The sequence below is a fragment of the Pseudomonas sp. REST10 genome, assembly GCF_029542605.1.
GTDB classification, from domain to species: domain Bacteria; phylum Pseudomonadota; class Gammaproteobacteria; order Pseudomonadales; family Pseudomonadaceae; genus Aquipseudomonas; species Aquipseudomonas khazarica.
This window is the reverse complement of the sequence record NZ_CP035677.1, coordinates 2,544,097-2,570,720: the sequence shown is the minus strand read 5'-3', so window position 1 is coordinate 2,570,720 and position 26,624 is coordinate 2,544,097. Positions and strand designations below refer to the sequence as shown.

The window sequence follows — 26,624 nt, the reverse complement described above, 5'->3', positions numbered from 1 at the left end:
CCTGCGAGCATGTAGGGATATAGCAAAAATCAGAAGTCTCGCCGGTAGAACAGGTCCAGCGAGCTGGCCAGGCCACTGGCCGCCTCGAGATACAGGCGGCGGGTCAGCTCGTAGCGCAGCGCGATGGTGTTGGCCGGCTCGAACACCCCCACGCCATAGCGCAGGCTGAGGCGGTCGGTGAGGTTGCCGCTGGCCACCACGCTGGTGGTCAGGCCGCTGCCCTCGGTATCCAGCTGGAAGTCCTTGATGCCCAGGCTGCCTGCCAGGCTGGTGGTCAGCGAACTGCTACCCGCCAGGCCCAGCGCCAGGGCCGCCTGACCAAGCATGTTGTTGTCGCCGCTGCCCTGCCCCATCGGCCGCCCCAGCACCAGATAGGACAACGCCTGCTCCTGGCTCATGGCCGGCTCGGCGAATACCGTGGTGCTGGGTTGTTCGGCACTGCCGGACAGGCGAATGCCGGCCACCACGTTGTCCACGCGGCGAATCGCCTCGACATCGAGGAACGGCTGGTCGATCGGCCCGGTGAACAGCAGGCGCGCGCGGCGGATGGTCAGGCGCTGGCCGTAGGCGCGGTAGCGACCATTGACCAGGTCCAGTTCTCCACGGGTGTCGAGGTCGTCGCCGATGTGCACGCGGCCGCGCAGATCGGCACTCAGGCCAAAGCCGCTGAAGGCCAGTCTGTCCTGGCCGACCTCGACGTCGACGTCCATGGCGATGCCCAGGCCCTGCTCGGCCAGCGGTTCCTCGCGACCGACCACCCGGGCATCGCCGGACAGCTTCACCGTGGACGGCGGCAGTTCACGCACGCTGATCAGGCCACGCGGCACGCCCACCTTGCCGCTGACCGCCAGATGCTGCTCGCGCAACTGCAGGCGCAAGTCGGGCTCGACCTCCAGCTCGGCGTAGGGCTCCACCTTGACCGGCAGGCGCTGGCCCTGCAGGGTCAGCTCTGCGCTCAGCCCGGCGGCCCAGTTCAGTTGCCCGTTGAGCTGGCCACTGCCCTGCTCCCCACTGCGCCAGTTGCCGGACAGCTGCACCTGCTCGCCGGCAATCAGCGCCTGCACCTGTAGCGCCTCGAGGCTCACCGGCAACGCGCTGCCGGACAGCGCACCGCCCTCCAGACGCAACTGGCCATCGATCTGCGGCGCCAGCAATCCGCCCGCCAGCCTGCCAGCGCCCTGCAGGCGGCCTTCGAGTGTTTCCGCCATCGGCACGAAGGGGCGCAGCACGGCCAGGTCGAAGCCGCTCAGGCGGAACTCGCCGCTGATCGGCTTGCTCTGCGGCCGTGGGTCGATCCGCGCCTGCAGCGACAGCTCACCCAGGCGCTCGCTGAGGAAACGCAGCTGGCTGTCGACCCGTTGCGGGCGCAGGCTGCTCTCCAGACGCAGGCTGTCATAGGGGAAATCCAGCCACTGCTCCTGCTCCGGCTGCCGGATACGCAGGGTGCCGGCACCGGCGTCGAGGGTGATCTCGCCATTGGGGCCGCTTTCGCGCAGATCGACCTTGAGCCGGCCGTCCAGCTGCCCTTGCCAGGCAAAATCCTCGGGCAGCCAGGGTTGCAGGCTGGCCAGTGGGAAGTCCTGCAGGCGCCAGTCGAGACTGGGCTGCGGCATCAGCCGCTGCTGACCACCACACAGGCTGGCCGCACCGGACTGCCAGCAGTGTGCACCCAGGTTCAGCCGGCCACTGGCCAGGCGCTCCAGGCTGGCGGCCTGTTGCAGCTGCCAGTCCTGGCCACCGCTCTGGACACGGCCGCTGGCGATACGCCCTCGCCAGTCGCCCTGTTCACCGAGTCGGCCGTCCAGCGCCAGCGCCAGTGTCAGCAGCGGCCCTTGCAGGTCCACCTGCAGCGCCTGGCGTTGCAGGTCGCCACGCGCTTCGGCCTGCAAGCGCCCAAGCAAGGTGTCGCCAATGCGGATACCCCGCAGGTTCAAGGCGATGTCCGCCTGCTGCCGGGCATCCAGCGTCGCATCCAGTTGCAGGCGACGCACGCTGGGCTCGCCGAATGCCAGCCGTTCCCCGGTCAAGGCCAACTGCCCCTGTGCAGCCTGCCGGCTGCCGGCCAGCGCCAGGCGCCCCTGCAACTGCCCCTGCAGGCCGGGCCAGAGCTGCCCGAGACGTGGCAGCGCCAGGTCCAGCTGGCCACGCAAGCGCTGCTCGAGCGCGCCCTGGCCGCTGATGCGGTTGTCGCCCACGCGCACCGACAGCCGATCCAGCTGCCAGTGTTCGCCCCCCCCTGCACCCTGCACCTGGAGCTGCGCAGGCTGGCCGCGCAGACGGCCATTGAGGTCGATATCGGCGCGCGCCTGCAATACGTCCGCGGCGAAGCGCCCCGAGGTGTTCAGCGGGCCAGCCAGCGTGCCCGGCATCTCCGCCAGCCAGTAGCCAGGGTCTAAATCGCTGAGCTGCAGCATCGCCTGCCAGTCGATGCCCGTGGCGAAGCCAAGCCTGACCACACCTTCCGCTCGTCCCTGCCCGGCCACCAGCTGCAACTGAGGCAGACTGACCTGGCCAAGATCGCCGCTGACCGGGCTGCTCAGGCTGAACTCACCGGCCGGCCCCTGCAGCTGTGCGCTGAAGTTACCCAGGTAGTTGCCCTCGCTGAAACTCATCTCGGCCTGCAGGCGGTGCAGCGCCACCGGTGGCGGCTGGTCCAGCGGGTAGAGGCGCTGCCAGGGAAAGTCCTGCCAGTCCAGCCGCGCATCGATGCTGAACACGTCGCTCCAGTCCAGTGTGCCGTCGAGCTGCACATGCTGCTCCTCGGCCTGGATGCGCAGCACGTCGATCTTCGCCCCCCGGGCATCGACGCGGCCGCTGAGCTGCACCGGCATGGGCGCCTGCTCGGCCGGCAGGCTGGCCGTGCCGTCGATGCGATAGCCGGCAGCCAGGTCGCCCCTGGCCTGCAGGTCCAGGTCGCGCAGCTGCAGGGTCGCCGGCAAGGCGCTGCTGGCCTGGAACTCGCGACTGCTCAGATGCAGTTCCGCCGGCAGCTGCTCGGCCAGCGCCTGCACCTTGCCCTGAATGCGCGCATCCAGGTAGCCGCTGCTGTCCGCGCTGAGTTGCAGGGTGCCCTGCAGCTCGCCCGCCACCTGCAAGGCGACCTGCCAGGGCCTGTCATCGATCTGCGGCAGTTGCAGACGACCACTCAGGGTCAGCGGCCAGTCGCCCTGTGGCGTCAGTTGACCGCTGACCTCCAGCTGCAGGTCGTCACGCTGCAAGGTCAGGCGCTGCAGATCGACGCCCTGCTCGTTCCAGTTGCCGATCAGTTGCACGTCCGTCAATTGCGACTGCCCGTCCAGGCGCAGCTCACCCAGACGGATATCTCCGAGCTGCAGGCGCAGGGGCAACTTCAGGCTCGGCAGGCGCAGCGGCGCGTCGCTCGCCTCGCTCGGCGGCACGCTCAGCGCGGCCTGCTCGAGATACACGCGGTCGAGGCACAGGGTCAGGCGCAGCAGGCAGGAAGGTGACCAGGCGAAGTCCACTCGCTGCAACTGCAGCTGCGTATCCGCCTGTTGCCAGCGCACACGTTCAGCCTGCCAGGCGCCACCCAGACGACCGCTGAAGTGCTCGACCTCTAGCCCCGGCACCTGGGCCAGCAGCCAGCGACTGCCTCCCTGCGTACCGAGCAGCCCCGCCAGCGTGGCGCCCAGTACCAGCAGCAGCCCCAGTGAAGCGGCCAGCAGGCCTTTCAGCAGGCGCCGCGTCATAACTCGGGCCCCATGGAGAAATGCAGGCGGATGCCGCCATCGTCATCCAGGGCGTGGGCCAGGTCCAGGCGCAGCGGCCCGACCGGCGACACCCAGCGCACGCCGAAGCCGACCCCGGTTTTCAGCGTTGGCAGTTCCAGTGAATTGAAGGCATTGCCCTGGTCGATGAAGGTCGCCAGGCGCCATTTGTCCGTGAGGCTGTACTGGTACTCGGCGCTGACGGCGAACAGGTAGCGGCCGCCGATCTTGTCGCCCTGGTTGTTCTCCGGCGACAGGGTCTGGTAGTCGTAGCCCCGCACGCTCTGGTCGCCGCCGGCGAAGAAGCGCAAGGACGGCGGCACGGCGGTGAAGCCGTCGGTTTCGGTGCCGCCGAACTGCACGCGACCGAGCAGGCGATGGTTGTCGAACAGCGTGGTCAGCCCCTTGAGCATGACGTTGCCGTGCAGCACATTGGCGTCGGACAGCACCCCGTCCACGGCACCACGCAGATCGAACTGCAGGCGATAGCCCTGGTTCGGATCGAGCCGGTTGTCGCTGCGCAGCAACGAATAGCTGGCGCCCGGCATCAGCAGGGTACTGAGGCCGGAATCGTCGCCCAGGCGATACTCCTCGCGCTGCCACTTGACCGAGAGCACCCGCTGCCAGCCTCCGGAGCGCTGGCTGTGCCATTCCGGCCCCAGGGTGAGCAGGCGGCTGAGGCTGTCCTTGCTGGCCAGCTCCTCGTACTGATAGCCACCCGCCAGGCGCAGCTTGTCCGTCAGCGGCGGATCGCCCGGTATGTCGTACCACAGCCCGACGTTCTGCCGTGGCGCCGACAGCTCGCTCTCTATGCCATAGCTATGCCCTTGCGGGTTGCGCCAGTGGCGTGTCCAGTTGGCCCGCAGGCGCGGCCCGACGTCGGTGGAGAAACCCAGGCCCAGCCCCATGGTGCGCGGCTCGCGCACCTGCAGCGCCACCGTGACGGGAATGCGCTGCTGATCGGCCTGCGTAGGGATGGCATCGACCCGTACCGACTCGAAGTAGCCGCTGGATTGCAACGCCTGGTACAGCTCGGCGATCAGTTCGGAGTCGTAGGGCGTGTCCGCCTCGAACGGCGCCATGCGCCGCAGCAGCGCTTCGTCGAAGGGGACATCGCCGGTGAAGCTGAGATCACCCAGGCGGTAGCGCGGGCCGCTGACGAACACCAGCTCGATATCGGCCACCCCGGCGTCCGGGTCGATCAGCAGGCTCTGCCGGGAAAAACGGCCATCGAAGAAGCCATAGCGCGAGGCCTGGTTCTGGATCAGGCGCTTGGCATCCTCGTAGCGCCCATGGTTGAGCACGGCGCCCGGCTGCAGACGGCTGGCGCTGGGCACGCGAAAGGCCGCCAGGTCACTCGCCGGGCCCTCGATTCGGATATCGACGGTGCGCAGGCGTACACGCTCGCCGGGCTCGACCTCCAGCACCAGGCGCGGCGGCTCACCTTCGTCAACATGGCTGCGGATACGAGCCTGGTAGTAGCCCAGCGCCTGGGCGGCCTTGTCGGCCTCGCCCTCGACGATGCGCCGCAGACGGCGCAATGCCTGCCGGTCGCGCCCGTCCAGGCTGCCGACATAACCTTCGATATTGGCTTTCAGAGCGGCGTTGCTCGGGGTAATCCGTACGTCCAGTTCGTTCGCGGCGAAAGCCCCCGAACTGATCAGCAACAGCGCCAGGCTGCGCCTGATATGTCCATATACACTCATGGCGGGGGATGCTACCACGGAGCAGAGCCCCAGCCAGAGCCGTCGCGCACCGGGCAGACAGCCGGGGTTCAGGCGCTGGCGCGCACCACCGGCTGCGGGTTGGGATGAAAGAACACGTGCTCCACCACCGGGCCGAGCGCCAGTTCACCGATTTCCTCGTAGCCCTGGCGGCGATAGAACTCCAGGTGCCTGGCGTTCCCGGTATCCAGCACGACGCCCTGCGACCCGCTGTCCTGCGCGCACCAGTCATGCAGCGCCTCGAGTAGTTGCTCACCACGGTGCTGGCCCTGGAACTCGGGATGAACGCCGAGCAATGGCAATACGTGGTAGGGACCCGGCGGCAGGCAGGCGAGCACGGCATCGTGGTAGTCGAGATAGCGACGGGTGCAGCTGAAGCCGGTGGTCAGCAGCATGCGCAGGCGCCAACTCCAGCTTTCGGTGATGTCCAGCCGCCGCTGCGGCGGTGCGATCAGGGCCGCGCCGATCAGGCGATCGTCGATCAGCAGGCCGATGGCCGGCAGGTCCTCGGCAAAGTGCTGCTGCACCAGCTCGCGAATCGTTGCGCGAACACGCTGATCGAACCCCGGCCGATCCGCGTCGAACAGATAGCCGAAGGTGGGTTCGTGGCGGTAGGCATGGTAGAGCAGCGAGCGCACCTCACGGGCGTAACCACCATCGAGCATGCGCACTTCTGCAGGAGCGTTGTGGGGCATGGCGGACCTCTGTTGTTATAGGTTGTGGGCCAGATGGTTCTCGGATGACTCAGGCGCTGTCCGTTCCGGCCTGTTGATGCACGGCTCGGACTTCGCCCGCTGACTTTTCGTACAGACCCTAGCACCGCCATGCCATGCTCGCCAGGCGCTGGCCGCAGCCGTTAAGGATCGGCTAGCATCGCCTTTTGCCCAGGACCCGCTGCCCATGAAAATCGTTTCTTTCAATATCAATGGCCTGCGCGCGCGCCCTCACCAACTGCAGGCGCTGATCGAGAAACACCAGCCAGACGTGATCGGCCTGCAGGAAACCAAGGTGTCCGATGAACAGTTCCCGGAGGCCGAGATCCGTCAGCTCGGCTATCACGTGCACTACCACGGGCAAAAGGGCCACTACGGCGTCGCCCTGCTCTCGCGCCAGGAGCCGCTGAGCCTGCACAAGGGTTTCCCGGGCGATGACGAGGAGGCCCAGCGACGTTTCATCTACGGCACCTTCGCCGACGCCGCAGGCAAACCGGTCACGGTGATGAACGGCTACTTCCCCCAGGGCGAAAGCCGCGACCACCCCGTGAAGTTCCCGGCCAAACAACGCTTCTACGCCGACCTGCAGCAGCTGCTGACGGAAGGTTTCGATCCGCAGCAGGCGCTGGTGGTGATGGGTGACATCAACATCAGCCCCGAGGATTGCGACATCGGCATCGGCGAACCCAATCGCCTGCGCTGGCTGAAGACCGGCAAGTGCAGCTTCCTGCCGGAAGAGCGCGAGTGGCTGGCAACCCTGAAGAACTGGGGACTGGTGGACAGCTTCCGCCACCTCAACCCCGAGGTGAACGACCGTTTCAGCTGGTTCGACTATCGCAGCCGCGGTTTCGAGGACGAGCCCAAGCGCGGCCTGCGCATCGACGTGATTCTCGCCAGCCAGGCGCTGCAACCACGCCTGCTCGACGCCGGTATCGACTACGAGCTGCGTGGCATGGAGAAGCCTTCGGATCACGCGCCGATCTGGCTGCAGATTGCTGAATGATCCACGCAGGCTAGGCTAATTCGGTAACGCCATCATTTTCTCCGGTGGCGATCTCGAGGGTCCGGCCATGAGCAGTTCCGCCACCTCACCTCCCGACGCCCGCCACTGCGCAGCGGGCGTTGCAGCCCTGGTTTGCCTGCTGGTACTCGGTGCTTGCCTGCTGGGTATCCTCACCCGCCCGATCGGCCACCTGGCGGCGCTGTGGCCGGCCAACGCCGTGCTGCTCGGTGCCCTGGTCCGGTTTCCCCGCCTGGCTCGTCCGGCAGGCTGGTGCGGCGCGCTGTGCGCCTATCTGCTGGCCGATCTGCTGGCCGGCAGCAGCCTGCAGCAGACCCTGCTGCTGAGCGCCGGCAACCTGTCGGGGGTGATCGTCGGCTTCCTCCTGCTCAGGCGCCTGCACGCCGGTCATCGCAGCCTGCGCACGCCCGCCTCGGTGCCTTACCTGGTGCTGGCCATCGTCGCGGCGGCCTCTGCCTCCGGCTGCTTCGGCGCAATCACCGACCCGCTGCTGTATGGCGGCAAGCCGATGGGCGGCTGGGTGTTCTGGTTCATGACCGAGCTGGTCAACTACATGCTGTTCCTGCCGGTCATGCTCACCCTGCCCGCATGCCGGGCCGTGCGCACCGAGCGGCGCCGCCGCCCGCTGTGGACGGCCGAACAGGCGCGCAAGCTCCTGCCACTGCTCGGGCTGCTGGTCTCCGCGGCGCTGTGCCTGCTGATCGGCGGCCCCGGCGTGGTCGCCTTCCCGGTGCCGGCGTTGCTGTGGTGCGCCCTGAGCTACCGACTGTTCAGCACCGCCTTGCTGACGTTCCTGGCCAGTGGCTGGGTGCTGGTGTCGATCGCCCTGAACGGCCTGTCGCTGGCGCCGCTGGACGTCAACTCACGGCCGGTGCTGCTGTCGCTGCGCCTGGGCGTGTCGCTGATCGCCCTGGCACCGCTGACCGTGGCCAGCGTGATGTCGGCGCGCAACGAGCTGCTGCAACGCATGCGCTACCTGGCCAGCCATGACCAGCTGAGCAGCCTGCTCAACCGCTGGGCCTTTCGTGAGCAGGCCAGCGAACAACTGAGTCTGCTGGCTCAGCAACAGCGCCCCCTGGCCTTGCTGATGCTGGACATCGACCATTTCAAGCGCATCAACGACAACCATGGCCATGCCGCCGGCGACCAGGTCCTCAAGGCCTTCGCCAACCTGGCGGGCAGCGGCCTGCGCAAGGACGAACTGCTGGCGCGCATCGGTGGCGAGGAATTCGCCCTGCTGCTGCCCGGCTGCGACCTCGAACAGGCACGAGAAATCGCCGAACGCATTCGCCAGCGCTTCGGCGACACCCAGGTGCAGCTGGACACGCAGACGATCAGTTGCACCCTGAGCATCGGGGCAGTGGTCGCCTGGCCCCCCTTCGGCGACCTGGACGGCCTGCTGCTGGCGGCCGACCGCATGCTCTACCAGGCCAAGGCGCTTGGCCGCAACCGCTGCGAGATCACCTTTCTCGGCGGCGCCTCGGAGCCCGGTGCAGAGCCACCCGGCAGCCCGCTGTAACCTGACTGTCATTCAATCGACTTATTCTGCGCGACACTTTCTCCCACCCACTAGAAGGTGCCTGCCGCATGCCGCGCGCCCTGTCCTACGCTGATCGCGACCTCTGGGGTCGTACCCTGTCCCTGCTGCTCATCGGTTTCATCTGCTACGCCCTGCCCCTGTCGGTGTTCGCCGCCCTGCCCGCTTCCCAGGGCAACCAGCCGGTCCTGCGCATCCAGGGCTCCAACACCATCGGTGCCAAGCTCGGTCCGGAACTGGTCAAGGGCCTGTTCGAGGCCCAGGGTCTGCGCGACATCCGCAGCGAAGCCGGCGCCCGGGAAAACGAGCAGCGCATCGTCGGCCGTCAGGCCAACGGCCGCAGCGTGATCGTCGAGGTGGCGGCCCATGGTTCCGGCACCGGCTTCGCCTCGCTGCAGAACGGCAGTACCGACCTGGCCGCCTCGTCCCGCCCGATCAAGGACAGCGAAGCCGCCAGCCTGGCGAGCCTGGGCGACCTGCACAGCCCGCAGAGCGAACAGATCATCGCCATCGACGGCCTGGCGATCATCGTCCACCCCGGCAACCCGATCAGCGCCCTCAGCGTCGAGCAGATCGCCCAGCTGTTCTCCGGCGAGATCAGCGACTGGGCCGCCCTCGGCGGCAAGCCGGGCAAGGTGCAGGCCTATGCGCGTGACGACAACTCCGGCACCTACGACACCTTCAAGGAACTGGTCCTGGCGCCAGGTGGCCGGACGCTGGCCGCCAGCGCCCGGCGCTTCGAGTCCAGCAACCAGCTCTCCGACCTGGTCAGCGGCGATCCCAACGGCATCGGCTTCATCGGCCTGCCCTACGTTCGCCAGGCCAAGGCCATCGCCGTGGCCGCGGGCGAATCGCATCCGATGCTGCCGAGCACCTCGCTGATCGCCACCGAGGACTACCCGCTCGCACGCCGCCTGTTCATCTACAACGATCCGCAACTGGAAAACCCCTGGGCCCGCGCACTGATCGACTTCGCGCACAGCCCTCGCGGCCAGGCGATCGTCGACAGCGCCGGCTTCATCGCCCAGACCGTGCAGGCGATCAAGGTCGCCCCGGAAACGCAGATGCCGAGCGACTACCGCCAGCTCGCCGAGCAGGCGCAGCGCCTGTCGGTGAACTTCCGTTTCCAGGAAGGCAGCGCGACCCTGGACAACAAGGCCTACCGTGACCTGCAGCGGGTAATGGACTACCTCAAGCAGCACGACAAGCTGCGGAACAAGGTGGTGCTGGTCGGCTTCGGCGACCCCAAGAGCGACCCGGAGCGCGCCGCACTGCTCTCCAAGCTGCGGGCGATGGCCGTACGTCGGGAACTGGCCAAGCAGGGCGTACTGTTCCGCGAGATCACCGGCCTGGGCAGCGAACTGCCGGTAGCGGCCAACGACCAGGACAGCGGGCGCATCCGCAATCGCCGCGTCGAGGTGTGGGTCTACTGACCACGCCAACAATCCTCGTCAGGGGGCTTGGCAGTTTCTCGGCGCAGCGTTAGCCTTTGCTCCGCGTGACGCCGGGCCCCTCTGGCGGTGAGCTGCTCACCGTGATGTCGGAGTCACTGAGTCGATTTCTTTCAACTCAGGCAGACACAGGGAGGGCTCATGGACGCTCTACTCGCCTTTTTGACATCCCCACTCTTCGGCACACCTGGCTGGTTCTGGCTGGCCTTCCTGCTGCTGATCATCGCCCTACTGGTACTCGACCTCGGCGTGCTGCACCGCGACCAGCATGAAATCGAGGTGCGTGAAAGCCTGCTGCTGTACGCCGGCTACTTCAGCGTCGGCGTCGCCTTCGGCGGCTGGATCTGGTGGCAGCTCGGCGGCACCAAGGCCATGGAGTACTACACCGGCTTCCTGGTGGAGCAGTCGCTGTCGATGGACAACGTCTTCGTCATGGCGATGATCCTCGGCTACTTCAACATTCCCCGCCGCTACCAGCACCGCGTGCTGTTCTGGGGCATCCTCGGCGTCATCGTGCTGCGCGCGCTGATGATCGGCCTGGGCACGGCGCTGGTGCAGCAGTTCGACTGGATTCTCTACCTGTTCGGCGCCTTCCTGCTGTTCAGTGGCGTGAAGATGCTGCGCAGCAACGATGAAGAGGCGCACCCGGACCTGGCGCAGAACCCGCTGCTGCGCTTCGTGCGCACGCGCATCCGCGTCACCGACGACCTGCACGGCGGCCGCTTCCTGGTGCGCCTGAAGGATCAGGCCAGCGGCAGAGCCCTGCTCTACGCCACGCCACTGCTGCTGGCGCTGGTGCTGATCGAACTGGCCGACCTGGTGTTCGCTGTCGACAGCGTGCCCGCCGTCCTGGCCATCTCGCAGGACCCGTTCATCGTCTACACCTCGAACATCTTCGCCATCCTCGGCCTGCGCGCGCTGTACTTTGCCCTGGCCGCACTGATGCACCGCTTCATCTATCTGAAGTACGCCCTGGCGCTGGTGCTGATGTACATCGGCGGCAAGATCTTCCTGCATGACCTGGTCAAGGTTCCCGCCCTGCTCTCACTTGGCGTAACCTTGGGCTTGCTGGCCGGCGGCGTGTTGCTTTCCCTGCTCAAGACACGCGACCGGAAGGCCATCGACTAGCCAGGAGTCGCGATGCCCGACGTCTGCATAGAACTCATCGAACGCCAGGGCCAACGCCTCTGGCAGGTACGCCTCGGCCGTCGCGCGCTGACGTTCCAGGACGAGCTGGCAGCCCGTCATTTCGCCGCGCAACTGCACATGCGCCTCGGCTGGCTGGGCCAGCCCCAGCCAGCCGAAGACCGTCTGCCCTGAGGCGCAAACGCAGAGGCCCGCAGGATGCGGGCCTCTTCATCTACAGCGGCTGATTCAGCGGCTGGCTTTCATCATCTCGCGCGGCACGTACTTGCCGATCTCGTACTTGCCGATCGCCGCACGGTGCACTTCATCCGGACCGTCCGCCAGGCGCAGGGTACGCTGCATGGCGTACCAGTAAGCCAGCGGGAAGTCGTTGGAGACCCCGGCGCCACCGTGCATCTGGATCGCCCGGTCGATCACCTTGAGCGCCACGTTGGGTGCGACCACCTTGATCTGGGCGATCTCGCTGGCGGCGATCTTGTTGCCCACCGTGTCCATCATGTAGGCCGCGTTCAGCGTCAGCAGGCGCGCCTGGTTGATCTCCATACGCGAATCGGCGATGTGATCGATGTTGCCACCCAGGCGGGCCAGCGGCTTGCCGAACGCCGTACGGCTCACGGCGCGCTTGCACATCAGTTCCAGGGCGCGCTCGGCCATGCCGATCGAACGCATGCAATGGTGGATACGGCCCGGGCCGAGGCGGCCCTGAGCGATCTCGAAGCCGCGCCCCTCGCCCAGCAGCACGCTGTCGTAAGGCACCCGCACGTTCTCGAACAGCACCTCGGCATGGCCGTGCGGGGCGTCGTCATAGCCGAACACCGGCAGCGGCCGCAGTACCGTCACGCCGGGCGCGTCCATCGGCACCAGGATCATCGAGTGCTGCTGGTGGCGCGGCGCGTCCGGGTTGGTCAGGCCCATGAAGATCATCACCTTGCAGCGTGGGTCGCAGGCGCCGGACGTCCACCACTTGCGCCCGTTGATGACCCACTCGTCGCCCTCGCGACGCGCATTGGCCTGCATGTTGGTGGCGTCCGACGAGGCCACCCCCGGCTCGGTCATGGCGAACGCCGAGCGGATCTCGCCGGAAAGCAGCGGCTCCAGCCATTGCCGCTTCTGCGCCTCGCTGCCGTAGCGCACCAGGACTTCCATGTTGCCGGTGTCCGGCGCCGCGCAGTTGAAGGGCTCCGGGCCGATCAGCGAACGGCCCATGATTTCCGCCAGCGGTGCGTATTCGGTGTTGGTCAGGCCGGCGCCGTAGTCCGACTCGGGCAGGAACAAGTTCCACAATCCCTCGGCCTTGGCCTTGTTCTTCAGCTCTTCCATGATCGCGGTCGGCTGCCAGCGGTCACCTTCGGCCACCTGCTGCTCGAATACCGCTTCGGCCGGATAGACGTGCGCTTCCATGAATGCGCTGACGCGCTCACGCAGCTCTTGAACCTTCGGGGAATAGGCGAAATCCATGGGCAATACCTTCTGGCGGATCGGGTGTGATGTCGGTGTGGAAATGATGCTAGAACAGCGCTTAAGATTTATCTAACCTATTTTCAGCGTGTATGAACATTCATAACCGATATATGATCGATTGATATCGACAGCCCTGGAGTGCTTGCGGCATGAACTTGACCAAGGTGGATCTCAACCTCTTCATCGTCTTCGACGCCATCTACACCGAGGCCAATCTGACACGTGCCGGACAGATCGTCGGCATCACCCAGCCGGCGGTTTCCAACGCCCTCGCCCGCCTGCGCGAAACCTTCAACGACCCGCTGTTCGTGCGCACCGCCCAGGGCATGGTGCCCACGCCGATGGCGCAGAACATCATCGGTCCGGTGCGCAACGCCCTGCAGCTGCTGCGCGTGTCGGTGCAGGAGAGCCGCACCTTCAACCCGCAGCAGGCCGGCAAGACCTACCGCATCAGCATGACCGATCTCTCCGAGCAGATTCTCCTGCCGCCGCTGTTCCAGCGCCTGCGTCGCCTGGCGCCGAGCGTGTGCATCGAGAGTTTCCTGGCCAAGCGCCGCGAAACCACCAAAGAGCTGGCCGCCGGGCGCCTGGACTTCGCCGTCGACGCCCCGCTCAACACCGACCCGCAGGTGCGCCACGTCAAGCTGCTGGATGACCGCTACGTCTGCGCCATGCGCCCTGGCCACCCGCTGGCCAAGGAGAAGATCAGCCTCGACGAATACCTGTCGCTGACCCACATCCACATCTCCAGCCGCCGCAGCGGCCTCGGCTATGTCGACCTGGCCCTGGGCAAGATGGGGATTCAGCGCAAGATCGCCCTGCGCTCGCAGCACTACCTGATGGCCAGCAGCGTGATGCAGCAGACCGACATGGTGATGACGGTGCCGGAGCGCTTCGCCCGCCGCCACAACCTGCACCATGTGACCTTGCCAGTGGGCGACGTGCCGGCACTGGAAACGCACCTGTACTGGCACGAAAGCACCGACCAGGACCCGGCCAACCGCTGGATGCGCGAGCAGATGATCGAGCTGGCGCAGCAGGTCGCCGCGCAGGAGAAGAAGGCCGAGCAAGCGCCGGCAGCATGATCGCCCGGCGCTGAACGCAAGAAGGCCCGCATTGGCGGGCCTTCCTGTTGCTGCGGAAGCGAATCAGCCAGCGATCTTGCCGTCGACCGACAGCTTGCCGGCACCTTCGAACACCAACGCGATGCTGATTGCCAGCAGCGCCAGGGCGAACTCGTAGCCGTTGTTGCTCATGAAGAAGCCGTTGGCCAGGTGCACGCTGAAGATCGCCACCAGCATGGTCACCGCCAGCACCGCAGCCGCCGGACGCACCAGCAGGCCGATGATCAGTGCCACACCGCCGAAGAATTCGGCGCTACCGGCCATCAGCGCCATCAGGTAGCCCGGCGCCAGACCGATGCTTTCCATCCACTGCGCGACACCGGCCAGACCATAGCCGCCGAACCAGCCGAACAGCTTCTGCGAACCATGCGCGGCGAAGGTGAGGCCAGCGATCACGCGCAGAATGGTGATACCCATGCCGGCCTGGCTGGCGGTGATGCTCTTGATCAGGTTGTTCATTGCAAGGCTTCCTTTGATGTGTGAGGTAGATGGCGCACAGAATATCCAATTTATTCGATTTAAAAATCGCAAAATACCGCTAACGATAATCGAAAAAATAGATACCTATTTAACCGTCAGACGCTGTCCTTGCGGTTCGAGCAAATAGCGCTCGCGGTCATAAGCAAGGTAGTACTTATTCACCGAGTTCACATAGCTCACGACCCCCATCCCCATCTGTTCCATGGCCACCCGCTCGACCTGGAAGAACCACTGATTGGGATTGAGGCCACGCCGACGCGCCTCCGCCCGCAGACTCTGCACCCGTTGCGGCCCGAGGTTGTATCCCGCCAGGACGAAGGCCATGCGCTCACGCTCGTTGAGCTGCGGGCTGTTGAAGAAGTTGCGCCGGATCATCGCCAGGTACTTGCTGCTGGCCTGGACGTTGGCGTCGACCTGCGTGATGTTGCTGACGCCGACGCTGCGCGCCGCCGCCGGCGTGATCTGCATCAGCCCGGTCGCCCCGCTGGCACCGCGTGCCGCAGGATTGAGGGTCGACTCCTTGAACGCCAGCGCCGCCAGCAGCAGCCAGTCGAAGCCCTGCTGCTCGGCGTGTTTCTGCAATACCGGGCGCACCTTCTCCAGACGCTGGCGCTCGGTTCGCCCCAGGGGTGAATGCACCTTGTAGAGGCGCCGATAGACGCGCTGGAAGGCACTGTCCTGATCGGCCGGGGCCTGATAGCTGCTGAAGAAGCGGTCGATGCTGGCGCGCAGCATCGGCGCGTCGGGGCGCACGAACCACTTCATCTCGCCGTCACGCGCCAGCACCAGGTGCTTGTCGACGCGCAGCCTGGGCATCACCTTGACCCAACGCTCGGCGATCGGCAGCTCCACCGCCGTGCGTTCGAAGATGCCGGCCTGGACCATTTCCAGAACGTCCTCGACCGCCAGGCTGGGGTCGACCCATTCGACCACGATGGGCGGCAGCTTGCGCTCCGCCAGCTGCTGATTGATCCGCCGCAGTGCCTCGCCGACCGCGCTGCCCGCTGGCAGCGAAAGACTGCGCCCGGCCAGTTGCTCGAGGCTGCGGTAGTGCCGGTTGCCCTGCTTGGACACCAGCACCAGCGGTACCTGACGGCGAATCGCGGCACTGGCGCTGACGTCATGACCGGCGCGCACACTGAGCAGCTCCCCGGGGGCGACGAGATCGCCCTCGCCGCGCTGCAGGGCGCCGAGCAACTGGTCCTTGGCCTTGGGGATGATCTTCAGGGTGATGCTGCGCCCGTCGCGGGCGTTGCGATTGAGGTACTGCTCGAACGCGCGCAGACGGTGGTACTCGACACCGATGCTCTGCCCTTTCACCAGGCCCGAGCTGTTGCGGCTCTGATTGACCAGGACGCGCAGCTCGCCGCTGGCGCGAATCGCCGACAGATCACGGGCGCTGCGCGTCTGGCTGCCAACCTCGGGCGGGCCTGCCAGGCGTGCGCTGACCGGCAGCGGCAGCGCGACCAGCAGGCACAGGATCAGCAGCAATCGCGACATCGACTCTCCAACAATGGCAGCAGGCCGGCGAAGCCTCGCGGGGGTGCTTGATCTGCTGCTCGCGGATGCGCGCCAGACGGCAACTGACTGCGAAGCTGCCAAACAAGTTCCCTGGGCCGACACGGGGGCGCGGAGATTGGCACAGGCGAGCCCCGCCACGCCAGCCCATGCCCCTCCGCCGGTCCTGAAAACAACTACCAAGCCGTTGTTTTCAATCGACTTCCTGACGAACGGATGGCGTCTGCTATTCTGCCCCCCTCGCGCTAACCAGGTGGCACCATGCAACTCGTCGACATCGCCGTCAATCTCACACACCCCAGCCTGGCCGCCCAGGCCGAGGCGCTGCTCGAGCGCGCCTATGCAGCCGGCGTCTGCCAGATGGTGCTGACCGGCACCAGTCTGAACGAAAGCGAGACCAGCCTGGCGCTTTGCCGACAGCTGGACGCCAGCGGCCAGCGACTGTTCAGCACGGCCGGCATCCACCCGCACGATGCCAGCAGCTGGGGCACGGCCAGCAGCACCGCCCTGAAAGCACTGCTGAACGAGCCCGAGGTCCGTGCCGTCGGCGAATGCGGCCTGGATTTCGACCGCGACTTTTCACCCCGCCCCATCCAGGAAAAGGCCCTGGAAGAACAGCTGGCGCTGGCGGTGGAACTGCAGATGCCGGTGTTCCTGCACGAGCGCGAGGCCAGCCAGCGCCTGCTGGATATCCTGCGCGGCTATCGTGACCAGTTGCCCGCTGCGGTGGTGCACTGCTTCACCGGCGAGCGCCGTGCCCTCTATGCCTATCTCGACCTCGACCTGCACATCGGCATCACCGGCTGGGTCTGCGACGAACGCCGTGGCACCCATCTGCATCCATTGCTCAAGGACATCCCTGCCGAGCGCCTGATGCTGGAGACCGATGCCCCCTTCCTGCTGCCACGCAGTCTGCGGCCCAAGCCCAGGAGCGGGCGCAACGAGCCGGCCTACCTCGGCGAGGTCCTGCGCGAAGTGGCACTGCATCGTGGCCAGAGCGAACAGCAGCTGGCGGCACAGTCGACGGCATGCGCACGGGCATTCTTCGCCATGCCGACCATACTGGAGAGTGGCAGCACGGACTCTTGATTGACGTCAAGACTCTGACCTTGCCCCAAGGCATACTACTGGCACATAGCCAATAGTGAACGCAGCGAAACGGATAACGACAGCATGGGCGCCTGGATCAGCGATCTTTCTCTCAAGTACAAATTCTGGGCGGTCAACGCCGTCGCATTCGTCATCAGCCTGATGCTGGTGCTGTTCGCCCTGCACACCGAGCAGGCGGCCCGCAGCCTCGATGCGCGCCAGGCAGCCAGCGCCCAGGCACGCCTGCTTCAGCAGTGGCCGCAGCAGGCGACACTGCCCAGCTCCGGCAATGTCCAGGTACTGCAAGGCGATGCCTCCCTGGCGAATGCCCAGGGTGCGGCCGATGCCAGCGGCTGGCAGGTGCTGAAACACGACGCCTGGTTCGACAGCATGCCGGCGGTTGGCGCGCAGCGGGTTTCGCTCGCCGACGGACGCAACCTCGCCGTCGTGGCGCGGGCACCGAGCCTGTTCGACCTGTTCACCGAGCACGCGCTGTCCTATGCCCTGGCGGTGGCGGTGCTCATGCTGCTGTTGCTGGCGGCCTCGCAGTTGCTGATCCGCTTCCTGCTCAGCCACCTCAACACCCTCAAGGACGTGATGCTGCAGGCAGAACGCAGCGGCGACCTGTCATTGCGCGTACCGCTGGACAGCCGCGACGAGGTCGGCCAGATGGCTGCCGCCTTCAACGCCATGCAGGCCGGCTACCAGCGTGTGGTCGGCACCGTCGGCCAGGTCGCCAGCGAACTCGACAGCGGCACGCGCAACATGGCCCAGCGCATGGGCGCGGTGCGCCAGGGCATGCTCAGCCAGCAGAGCGAGACCGACCAGGCCGCCACGGCGATCAACGAGATGTCGGCGACCGTGCAGCACATCGCCGATCACGCCGGCACGACCCGCGACCAGTCGCTCAGCGCCGACCAGCTGGCACGCGCCGGCCAGCAGGTGGTCGAACGCGTGGAGCAGTCCATCGCCGCCCTCTCCCAGGGCGTGCGCCAGAGCGCCGGCAGCATCGAGCGCCTGGCCGAGGACAGCCAGCACATCAGTCGCGTGGTCGGCGTCATCCATGGCATCGCCGAACAGACCAACCTGCTCGCCCTCAATGCGGCCATCGAGGCCGCCCGCGCTGGCGAAATGGGTCGCGGCTTCGCCGTGGTCGCCGACGAGGTGCGCAACCTGGCCAAGCGCGTGCAGGACTCCACCGACGAGATCACCCAGATGATCGGCAACCTGCAAGGCGGCACCCGTGACGCCGTGGAATTCATGCGCGAGAGCTCGGAGAACGCCAACCAGTGCGTGCAGCTGGCACAGGAAGCCGGAGAATCACTGGAAGCGATCACCGCCGCCGTGGCCCTGATGCGTGACAGCAACACGCAGATCGCCGTGGCAGCTGCGCAGCAGAGCCAGGTGGCCGAGGAAATGAGCCGCTCGGTCGTCGGCATCCGCGACGTCACCGAGCAGACCGTTGGCCAGACGCTGGAATCGGCAGCCACCAGTCAGCAGCTGGCCACATTGGCGGCCCAGCTCAACCAGGCGATCCGCCAGCTCAAGCTGTAGGGTCGCTGGAGGCTATGCCGGTCATAGCCAGAAACGATTCGTCGCCCGTGCCGGTGCGCTCATAGACTGGTTGCAACCCTCCGAGGAATGCAACATGAGCGCCCTTCTGCTTGACCCGTACAGCACCGCCCGCGCCATTCAGCAATTGGCGGCGTGCCTGCTGCTGCTCGCCGTGGCCCTGCTGGTGACGGCCGCCTGCCAGCCCAGCGCGCTGGCCCTGGTCCTGGCCGGCATCGGCCTGCGCGCCGCCTTCGTCCTGCGTCGCCATGCCGGCGCGAGCCACGCAACGCCCTGAATCCGCGCGCCTCCGTTCGTCGGGCCAATTCAGGCGCCCAGGCTAAACCACGATAGCATCGACAATATATTGACCGATGGCAGCCGTATGTCGATGTCACGACATTTTATTGTCATGTATTGCGTGACGTTTTTCTGTCTGACCGCGGTCAAGGCAGAGCCTGTTCCCTATCCGCAGGACCGGACGGCGCTGCGCCTGTACCTGGCCGACGGCCGCCAGCAGAGTTTCACCCTGCACCAGTTGCAGCGTTTCCCGCAAAGCACGATCCGCCTGCGTGACGCCACGGGCAAGGAACAGGTGTGGGTGGGCGTGTCCCTGCCGTGGCTGCTGCAATCCATGGATGAAGAAACGCACGACAGGCCGGTGTACACCCGCTCGCTCAATCACTATTCGGTGGTGATCCCGGCGGTCGACATCCGGCGCTACCAGCCGTTGATCGCCTACCAGCGCGACGGCCAGTTCCTCTCCATCCGCGACCACGGGCCGCTGTACCTCATCTATCCGCTCGACGACTACCCCGAACTGCACCAACAGGTGTTCTACAACCGCTCCATCTGGCAGCTCAGCGAGATTCACGTCGAATGAGTTCGATTGCAACGCCCCCCGTTTCGCCCTCCCGTCACCGCCTGAAACTGTCCGCCCTGATCACCCTGGTGCTGGCCATGGCGCTGGTCACGCTCGGCTCGCTCTGGCTGGTGCAGGAGCAGGCACGCCAACTCGCCCTGCCGACGCTGCACAACGAGCTCTGGCAGGCGTACCAGATCGACAACGAGATGAACCACTTGCTCGACGCGGCGCACAGCCTGCGCAAGGGCGAGCTGGACAGCGACGATCTGGTGGTGCGCATCCAGGTGCTGCGCAGCCTGACCCAGTCATTGGAACGCCACCATCTGTTCGACTTCCTGCCCGAGTCGCAGTCGATCACCCAGGGCACGCTCGACCAGATCATCGGCCTGAGCCGCGACTGGGATGCACGCGCGCGCTGGGGTGACCCGCAGGGTGTCCGGCAACTGGCCGAAGAAATCCATCAACGCCTGCCGCAGCTGCTCAAGCCGATGCACGAGGTGATGGTGGCCAGCAAGATTTCCCTGGCCAACAAGATCGACGCCAAGCGCCAGCTCCTGCACCGCTGCTTCATCGGCCTGGGCTGGACACTGCTCGGTCTTCTGCTCGGCGGCGCCCTGCTGGTGTCGCGCCTGGTCAGCGACTACCGCAAGGCGCGCATGCTGTCGCACAACCTGGCCGAGCTGAACCAGCACCTGGAACAACGCGTCAGCGAACGCACCGCCGAGCTCAGCGAGGGCCAGGCGCTGCTGCGGCAGATCCTCGACGCCAGCCCCAGTGACGTGGCGCTGATCAGCGACGACGGCAAGCAGGTGCATTTCGTCAACCAGCGGCTGCGCCAGCGCCTGGAACTCGATGCCAGCAGCGACTTCTCGCTGAGTCGCCTGTTCAGCAACGCCCGCGAGGCCCTGCACTTCAGCGAGGCCTTGCAGGCCCGCCAGCGTCTGGACGGCTGGGAGACCCAGCTGGCCGGAACCGAACCCTACTGGGGCGTGGTCTCGGGACGCGTGCTGGAGTATCACGGCAGGCCTGCGCTGCTGATCTGGAGCTACGACATCAGCCTGCGCAAGCAGATGGAACAGGAGCTGCTGGTGCTGGCCACCACCGATGCGCTCACCGGTCTGAACAACCGCCACGCGTTCCTGCAGCGCGCCGGCGAGCTGTTCAAGAGCGCCGAACGCTTCGACCAGCCCTGCACCCTGCTGATGCTCGACATCGACCATTTCAAGGCGATCAACGATAACCACGGCCACCAGAGCGGCGACGAGGTCCTCGCCCGCCTGGGCGAGTTGCTGCGCCAGGTACTGCGTGAAGTGGACATCATCGGCCGTCTCGGCGGCGAGGAGTTCGCCGCCCTGCTGACCCAGACCGACCGTTGCGATGCCCTGCAGGTGGCCGAGCGTCTGCGCCTGAGTGCCGAGGCCCTGGCGCTGAACGGCGCCGACGGCCAGCAACTGGGCATCACGCTGAGCATCGGCCTGGCCGAGCGCCGCCCGGCGGAGCCCCTGGAAGGCGTGCTCGCGCGCGCCGACAGCGCGCTGTACCGGGCCAAGGCGGAGGGCCGTAACCGCACCGCCCAGGCCGCCGACTGAGGCCGCTCAGCCGAACACCGTCACCGTCTGCCGGCTCAGCGCCAGCAGGTCGCCCGCCGGGCTCCACATGGCTGCGGCGACATGCCCATAGCCATCGCGTGCATGCTCGATCTCGGCGCGGTACAGGCACCACTGCTCGGTAGTCAGCGCCTGCAAAGGCTGGACGAACTCGATCGTCCAGGTCAGCGAGCTACCGGGCGCCGGGCTGCTCAGGTGTGGCAGCACCGCCGGCGGCCAGGCGTCGACCAGCGCCAGCAGGTAGGCCTCGTCCAGCGGCTGGGCCGCCTGCTCGCCGCGCAGGCGCACCCAGCCGCCCATCTGCCGCGAAGGATTGTTGCTGAACGGCATGCCGCCAATGCCCCAGCGCATGGCCAGGTAACGGGTGAACTCCGGCGTCACGCCCGGCACGTAAGGCAACTCCTGGCACTGCTCGACCGGCGTGATTTCCGGGGCTGCCAGCGCCGCCACGTCGACCGCGGAGGCACGCGACGCACCAAAGCTGCCCTGCACCACCGTCACCACCTGGCCATCCTGGACCGCGCGCAGGAACATCTGGCTGACGGCCTTGCCCTCGCGCAGCACTTCCGCCTGGAAGCTCACCGGCACGTGCGGGGCGACGGGGCCGACGAAGGTGATCGCCAGCGAACGCACCGGGCGCCCTTGCGGGACCTTGGCACGCATGGCCTCGAACGCCAGGGCGGCGATCAGGCCACCGAAACTGGCACGCCCCTGGCCCCATTCGGCTGGTATCACCACGGCATCGGGATCGCGGCGCACCGCGTCGAGCAATTGCAAAAGCGTCATACGGACCTCGCGCGTCATCAAGGGCGATGATCTTAGGGGATGGCGCAGCCTGGAAGATAGGCCGGCAAGATGCCGATTCGGTCATATTGCCGGCGAAAATGTCGCCTCATTTGCTCAGGGGAAAGTCGCCGAACAACGCGATCAGGGCGCCGTCCGCACGTTCCTCGGCAGCCAGCTGCCCCTGCAGCCAGGCCTCCCGGCAAGGATGCAGCGCCTCGATCACCTCGCTCTGCGCCAGCCACTGCAGGTGGTCGTGCCAGTCGCCCAACGCGCTCTGGGCGCGCTTGAGCCGCGCCAGCGCCGCCCTGTCCAGGCCGCTCTGCAAGGGATAGGTCTCGCCCGCGTAGCGCACCCGCTTGATCAGCAGGCGCAAGCGATGGCGGTCGTGCGCAGGATCACGCAGGGCCTGCGCCAGCTGCACCTGCTGACGCCGCAGGCGACGCTGGATGCGTTTGCTGGCGCTACGCAGCTGGCCACGCCGTGCTGCCTCGCGCCAGGCAACCGGCCAGCTGTCGAGCAAGGCGATCAGTTCGGCCAGTTCACGACTGCTGGCCACTGCCGCAAAAGCCCTGGCATGCGCCTCCTGGTCAAAGGCGAGCAAGCAGCTCAGGCCCATGCGTTCGAGTTCGGCCATCAACACCTCGCGATCACGCAAGGGACCGGTCAGCCGGCCGAGTACCGCGGCGGCCTGCTCCAGGACATCCACCGTCGTCAGGCCGCGCATGGGGCGCAGCAGGCTGCGCAGCTGGCGCAAGGTGATGCGCAGGTCGTGCAACGCCTCGGCGTCGGTGAATCCGCCCAGGCGGGCCTGGCAGGCATAAAGCCGTACCTGCAAGGCCAGCACACGCTGCAGGCTACGCTCGATCAGATCGCTCATGCTCGCTACTCCTTGACGCTCAGGGTGACGACCAACAAACCCGTCGCGCCCGAAAAATCCTAATTCAGCCAGCGCCAGGGCAACGCCTGGCGCAACTCACCCAGCGCCTGACGCAGCGCGGCCGGCGCCACGGCCTGGCCGGCGTACTGCTGGCGCTCGAAACACGCGGCGAACGCCTGGATCTGCGCCGCCTGCGCCGGCAGTTCCTGGCTGGCGCGCCGGGCGAAGGCACGCATGCCCTCGCCGGCCTGCCGATGCACGCCATGCCGCGCCAGCAGACGCTCGAACCGTCGCAGCACCTGACGCAGAGGGTCACGCCGCTGCTGCCAGGGCTTGAGCAGCCACAGCGCCAGCAGGCCGAGCAGCGCCGCACCACCCCCGACCAGCGCCAGGGCGAGACGCTGCCAGTCGAGACTGCCGAACCAGCTCTGCAGCAGGCTGAGCTGTTGCTCCCCCTGATAACCCAGCACCCAGCGCTGCCAACCGTAGTTGAGACGCTCCCAGCTCAGGCGCAACTGGTTGAGCCAGGCCAGTTCCCGGTAACGCAGCGGCGAGAAGGGTTGGTCGTCGAGAAAACCGTCCTCTTCGCTCAACGCCTCCTGCAGGCCCTGTTCGATGCGCTCGGGAGCGACCTGGAAGGTCGGGTCGACGCTGCGCCAGCCGGTCCCGGGTTGCCAGTACTCGACCCAGGCATGGGCATCGAACTGGCGAACCTGAATGTAGTTGCCCGAGGGGTTTAGCTCTCCACCCTGGTAGCCGGTCACCACGCGCGCCGGGATGCCGGCGGCACGCAGGACGAAGGTCATGGCCCCGGCGTAGTGGGCACAGAAGCCACTGCGGGTGTCGAACAGGAATTCGTCGACGCTGTTCTGACCCAGCGTTTGCGGACGCAGGGTGTAGGCGAACGGCTCACGATTGAAATGCCGCAACAGCGCGTCCACCAGCGCATCGGCCTGCGGGTACTGGCGCTGCAGTTGGGCGGCCCAGGCGCGACTGCGCGGATCGCCCTGCGCCGGCAGCTGCAGGGCATGGCGCAGCGTCGAGGGTTGCGCATCGGCCTCGCGCAGGGCCTGCGGCCAGGAACGCACCTGGTAGAGCAGGCTGCGGTCCACGGGGCGTCGGTTCTGCCAGCGGAAGTCGCTCATCATGCGCGTGCCATCCTGGGCGACCTCGCCGACATCGAGCGCGAACAGCCAGGGTTTGCCGCTGGGTTGCATGATGATGCTGTAATCCAGCGGTTGCCCGGCCTTGCTCCACTGCGGCGCCCTGGGCAGCTGCGCCAGGCTCGATTGCGACCAGCGCCGACCATCGAATCGGTCCAGCGTCAGTGCCCGCCAGTACAGCTGGTTGCGGGGCGGCACGGCGCCTTCGAAACTGGCGCGAAACGCCAGCTCCGAGGAGCGGCTGAGCTCGGCGATATCGGCTGGTTCCATGCTGTCGGAGAGGCCGGTCCGGCCCTTGTCGCTGGGCATCGGCAACGACCACAGCGGCCCCATGCGCGGAAAGAACACGAACAGCAGCAGCATCAGCGGCAACGCCTGCAGCAGCAGGCCGCCGGCAAGACGCAGGGTGGGCCAGGGCCGCTCGGCAAAGCCGCTCTGCTGCAGACCGACCAGGGCAGCCAGCAGCGCCGTGACCGGCAGCAGGCTGTAGAGCGCGGCGACGATGCCATCCTCGAACAGGTAGGCAGTGACCACGCAGAAGAAGCCAAGGAAGACCAGCAGCAGCGCGTCACGCCGCGTGCGCATCTCCAGCAGCTTGAGGATGAAGGTGGCGATCAGCAGCACCACGGCGGCATCCAGCCCGACCAGGGTCCCCCGCGAGAACAGGATGCCGATCAGGACCAGCAGCACCAGGCCGCCCTTGACCCAGCCACCGGGATAGCGCGCACGCATGCGGAAGATCTGCACCCGCCAGCTCGCAGCGCCCAGCCACAGGGCGATCATCCACATGGGCAGATGCATCAGGTGCGGCACGATCACCAGCGCCTGCGCCACCAGCAACCAGGTCAGGGCAATGCGCGGAATGCCTGGCTGCCGACTCATGGATGTTGCCCGAACAGCGCCAGGGCGCGCAGGCAGGCATCGCGATGCGCCTCGCCAACGTCCGCAGCGATCGACGTGCCCGGCAACTGCAGGCCGAAGGGCTGCTGCCGCGCGGAGAACTGCAGCACCCAGTGGCACAGCAGTGACAGACGCATTTCGCTGTCGCCAGCCAGGCTCTCGTAGTCGAGCCACAGGTCCCGCCCACTGAGCATGGCGAAGTCCTTGACCAGCAGCCCCTGGCCGCGCGAATAGGCCTTCCAGTCCAGCCGCCGCTTGGAGTCGCCCGGCTGGTAGTCACGCAGCCCCTGGAAGTCATCGGCACCCTGGCCACGCGCCCGCATGCCTTCGTCGTCGTCCTCGCCGAGACCGGCGGACACGGGCAGATCGCCTTCCAGCGGGCGCGGATAGACCAGTACCGCCTGGTCCAGGTCGACCCAGCTCCACGCCACCAGCAAGCCCAGCGGGAAGCGGCTCTCGACCCGCAGACGACCGGGCCGCAACCAGCCACGTCGCCGCGCCGGCAGGCTCACCTCCACCTCGCACTGGCCTTCGCGCGGCACATCACGCAGCACCAGCTCGGCCGGTGGCCAGCCCAGGGCCACGGCCTGGTGCTCACGCCCGCGACTCTCCAGGCGCACGCGAAAGACGGCCTGCTCACCCACGAACACCGCCCCGCCGCCGCCCGCCTTCAGCACCAGCCCGGCAAGATTGCGATAGGTGTGCAGGATGGCGACGACGAACACCGCCATCAGCAGGAACGTCAGGCCATACGCCAGGCTGTTCTGGTAGTTGATGGCGACCAGCAGCATCAGCACCAGGGCGACGGCGAAGGCCGCCCCGACCCGACTCGGCACGATGAAGATGCGCCGCTGATTGAGGCGAACGCTGGCCGCAGGCGGGATGCGTCGAGCCAGCCAGCGTGCCCAGAGGGGCCTCAGCGCCGTGCGCATCAGAGCGCCGGAACTTCGCGCAGCAGCCACTGCACCAGGCTGCCGCCGCCATGGCCGGCCGGATCGGCGCGTTCGCGCAGGCGGTGACCGACCACAGCGGGCAACACCGCCTGCACGTCCTCGGGAATCACGTAATCCCGCTCGGCGAGCAGCGCCCAGGCCCTGGCCGCAGCCAGCAGCGCCAGGCTGGCACGGGGCGACAGGCCCCAGGCGAACTGCGGCTGGCTGCGGGTAGCCTCCACCAGGCGCAGTACGTAGTCGATCAGGGCATCGCTGGCGCGAATCTTCGGCACCTCGGCCTGCAGGCGCGCCAGTTCGGCATGGTCGAGCAGCGGCTCGAGCTTGGGCAGGATGTCGCGCCGCGCATCGCCAAGCAGCAGCGCGCGCTCTGCCGCCTGGGCCGGATAGCCGAGCGACAGGCGCATGAGGAAACGGTCGAGCTGGGATTCGGGCAGCGCGAAGGTGCCGCCGCTGCTGACCGGGTTCTGCGTGGCGATGACGAAGAACGGCTCGGGCAACGGCCGGGTCGCCCCCTCGATGGTGACCTGCCCTTCCTCCATGGCTTCGAGCAATGCGCTCTGGCTCTTCGGCGTGGCGCGGTTGATCTCGTCCGCCAGCACCAGCTCGGCAAAGATCGGCCCCTGGTGAAACACGAACTGCCCGGTGTCCTTGTCGAACACGGAGGTGCCGAGAATGTCGCCCGGCAACAGGTCGGAAGTGAACTGGATGCGCTGGAAACTCAGCCCCAGCACCCGTGCCAGGGCATGGCTGAGGGTGGTCTTGCCCATGCCGGGCAGGTCCTCGATCAGCAGGTGACCACGCGCCAGCAGACAGGTCAGCGCCAGACGCACCTGCGCCTCTTTGCCCAGTACCACCTGATTGACCGAGTCGAGGCAGGCATCCAGTTTGGTTCGCATCGTTTGCTCCTTGTACGGACTGCCGATGCTACTGGGC

At 66.9% G+C, this 26,624-nt stretch carries 22 protein-coding genes; 11 read left to right on the top strand and 11 right to left on the bottom strand.

The genetic code is table 11. The features are described from left to right. Positions 1 to 29: 29 nt before the first annotated feature. The 3 genes from EWH21_RS12160 to EWH21_RS12150 form a co-directional block, all read right to left on the bottom strand. Positions 30 to 3,707 carry a translocation/assembly module TamB domain-containing protein gene (locus EWH21_RS12160; RefSeq protein ID WP_277698418.1) on the bottom strand — a complete coding sequence of 1,226 codons (3,678 nt, stop codon included), beginning with the start codon at positions 3,705 to 3,707 and terminating at the stop codon, positions 30 to 32. Continuing rightward, on the bottom strand, positions 3,704 to 5,431 hold the full coding sequence (locus tag EWH21_RS12155; protein WP_277698417.1) for an autotransporter assembly complex family protein: 1,728 nt from the start codon (positions 5,429 to 5,431) through the stop codon (positions 3,704 to 3,706). The genes EWH21_RS12160 and EWH21_RS12155 overlap by 4 nt, the downstream gene beginning before the upstream one ends. 68 nt (positions 5,432 to 5,499) lie before the next feature. Further along, entirely contained in the window at positions 5,500 to 6,144 is a 645-nt protein-coding gene (locus EWH21_RS12150; RefSeq protein WP_210391056.1) for a GNAT family N-acetyltransferase, read from the bottom strand. A gap of 205 nt (positions 6,145 to 6,349) precedes the next feature. Here EWH21_RS12150 and xthA point away from each other — a divergent pair, with 205 nt between their 5' ends. The 5 genes from xthA (at position 6,350) to EWH21_RS12125 (ending at position 11,491) form a co-directional block, all read left to right on the top strand. Continuing rightward, entirely contained in the window at positions 6,350 to 7,165 is an 816-nt protein-coding gene (gene xthA / locus EWH21_RS12145; RefSeq protein WP_152488650.1) for an exodeoxyribonuclease III, read from the top strand. Positions 7,166 to 7,232: 67 nt separating this feature from the next. Then, positions 7,233 to 8,702, top strand: coding sequence for a sensor domain-containing diguanylate cyclase (locus tag EWH21_RS12140; RefSeq protein ID WP_277698416.1), 1,470 nt, complete (start codon positions 7,233 to 7,235; stop codon positions 8,700 to 8,702). Positions 8,703 to 8,770: 68 nt separating this feature from the next. After that, positions 8,771 to 10,153, top strand: a complete 1,383-nt coding sequence (locus EWH21_RS12135; RefSeq protein WP_277698415.1) for a substrate-binding domain-containing protein — start codon at positions 8,771 to 8,773, stop codon at positions 10,151 to 10,153. A gap of 159 nt (positions 10,154 to 10,312) precedes the next feature. Next, entirely contained in the window at positions 10,313 to 11,299 is a 987-nt protein-coding gene (locus EWH21_RS12130; RefSeq protein WP_037052064.1) for a TerC family protein, read from the top strand. Positions 11,300 to 11,311: 12 nt separating this feature from the next. Further along, a complete protein-coding gene (locus EWH21_RS12125; protein ID WP_277698414.1) occupies positions 11,312 to 11,491 on the top strand; it encodes a hypothetical protein in 180 nt (59 codons plus the stop codon). A gap of 54 nt (positions 11,492 to 11,545) precedes the next feature. On the opposite strand, the gene EWH21_RS12120 is transcribed toward EWH21_RS12125, so the two are convergent. Further along, entirely contained in the window at positions 11,546 to 12,775 is a 1,230-nt protein-coding gene (locus EWH21_RS12120; protein ID WP_134675898.1) for an acyl-CoA dehydrogenase, read from the bottom strand. A gap of 152 nt (positions 12,776 to 12,927) precedes the next feature. On the opposite strand from EWH21_RS12120, the gene EWH21_RS12115 reads away from it, so the two are divergent. After that, a complete protein-coding gene (locus EWH21_RS12115) occupies positions 12,928 to 13,863 on the top strand; it encodes a LysR family transcriptional regulator (protein ID WP_037052061.1) in 936 nt (311 codons plus the stop codon). Between the two features lie 63 nt (positions 13,864 to 13,926). Here the strand turns inward: EWH21_RS12115 and EWH21_RS12110 are convergent, their stop codons facing one another. Together EWH21_RS12110 and EWH21_RS12105 are read right to left on the bottom strand one after the other, a co-directional pair. Continuing rightward, a complete protein-coding gene (locus EWH21_RS12110) occupies positions 13,927 to 14,361 on the bottom strand; it encodes a DoxX family protein (protein ID WP_134675899.1) in 435 nt (144 codons plus the stop codon). A 105-nt stretch (positions 14,362 to 14,466) separates the two neighbouring features. Next, a complete protein-coding gene (locus EWH21_RS12105; protein WP_277698413.1) occupies positions 14,467 to 15,882 on the bottom strand; it encodes a transglycosylase SLT domain-containing protein in 1,416 nt (471 codons plus the stop codon). Between the two features lie 279 nt (positions 15,883 to 16,161). On the opposite strand from EWH21_RS12105, the gene EWH21_RS12100 reads away from it, so the two are divergent. From EWH21_RS12100 to EWH21_RS12080, 5 genes are all read left to right on the top strand, one after another. Beyond that, entirely contained in the window at positions 16,162 to 16,989 is an 828-nt protein-coding gene (locus EWH21_RS12100) for a TatD family hydrolase (protein WP_277698412.1), read from the top strand. An 84-nt stretch (positions 16,990 to 17,073) separates the two neighbouring features. After that, the gene (locus tag EWH21_RS12095) at positions 17,074 to 18,543 is read left to right on the top strand and encodes a methyl-accepting chemotaxis protein (RefSeq protein WP_175252881.1); all 1,470 of its coding nucleotides are present in this window, start codon (positions 17,074 to 17,076) and stop codon (positions 18,541 to 18,543) included. Between the two features lie 94 nt (positions 18,544 to 18,637). Beyond that, positions 18,638 to 18,838, top strand: a complete 201-nt coding sequence (locus tag EWH21_RS12090) for a hypothetical protein (protein WP_206596897.1) — start codon at positions 18,638 to 18,640, stop codon at positions 18,836 to 18,838. A gap of 123 nt (positions 18,839 to 18,961) precedes the next feature. Beyond that, positions 18,962 to 19,423, top strand: coding sequence for an oxidoreductase (locus EWH21_RS12085; RefSeq protein ID WP_277698411.1), 462 nt, complete (start codon positions 18,962 to 18,964; stop codon positions 19,421 to 19,423). Further along, on the top strand, positions 19,420 to 20,994 hold the full coding sequence (locus EWH21_RS12080; protein ID WP_277698410.1) for a GGDEF domain-containing protein: 1,575 nt from the start codon (positions 19,420 to 19,422) through the stop codon (positions 20,992 to 20,994). The genes EWH21_RS12085 and EWH21_RS12080 overlap by 4 nt, the downstream gene beginning before the upstream one ends. Positions 20,995 to 21,000: 6 nt before the next feature. Here the strand turns inward: EWH21_RS12080 and EWH21_RS12075 are convergent, their stop codons facing one another. The 5 genes from EWH21_RS12075 to EWH21_RS12055 all read right to left on the bottom strand — a co-directional run bounded on the left by EWH21_RS12075 (position 21,001) and on the right by EWH21_RS12055 (position 26,587). Continuing rightward, a complete protein-coding gene (locus EWH21_RS12075; protein WP_277698409.1) occupies positions 21,001 to 21,798 on the bottom strand; it encodes a thioesterase family protein in 798 nt (265 codons plus the stop codon). Between the two features lie 106 nt (positions 21,799 to 21,904). Next, entirely contained in the window at positions 21,905 to 22,675 is a 771-nt protein-coding gene (locus EWH21_RS12070; protein WP_277698408.1) for a CHAD domain-containing protein, read from the bottom strand. Positions 22,676 to 22,734: 59 nt separating this feature from the next. Beyond that, entirely contained in the window at positions 22,735 to 24,720 is a 1,986-nt protein-coding gene (locus tag EWH21_RS12065) for a DUF3488 and transglutaminase-like domain-containing protein (protein ID WP_277698407.1), read from the bottom strand. Then, positions 24,717 to 25,670 (bottom strand): DUF58 domain-containing protein, encoded by a 954-nt coding sequence (locus EWH21_RS12060; RefSeq protein ID WP_277698406.1) that lies wholly within the window; start codon positions 25,668 to 25,670, stop codon positions 24,717 to 24,719. The genes EWH21_RS12065 and EWH21_RS12060 overlap by 4 nt, the downstream gene beginning before the upstream one ends. Further along, entirely contained in the window at positions 25,670 to 26,587 is a 918-nt protein-coding gene (locus EWH21_RS12055; RefSeq protein ID WP_277698405.1) for an AAA family ATPase, read from the bottom strand. The genes EWH21_RS12060 and EWH21_RS12055 overlap by 1 nt, the downstream gene beginning before the upstream one ends. Positions 26,588 to 26,624 lie beyond the last annotated feature (37 nt).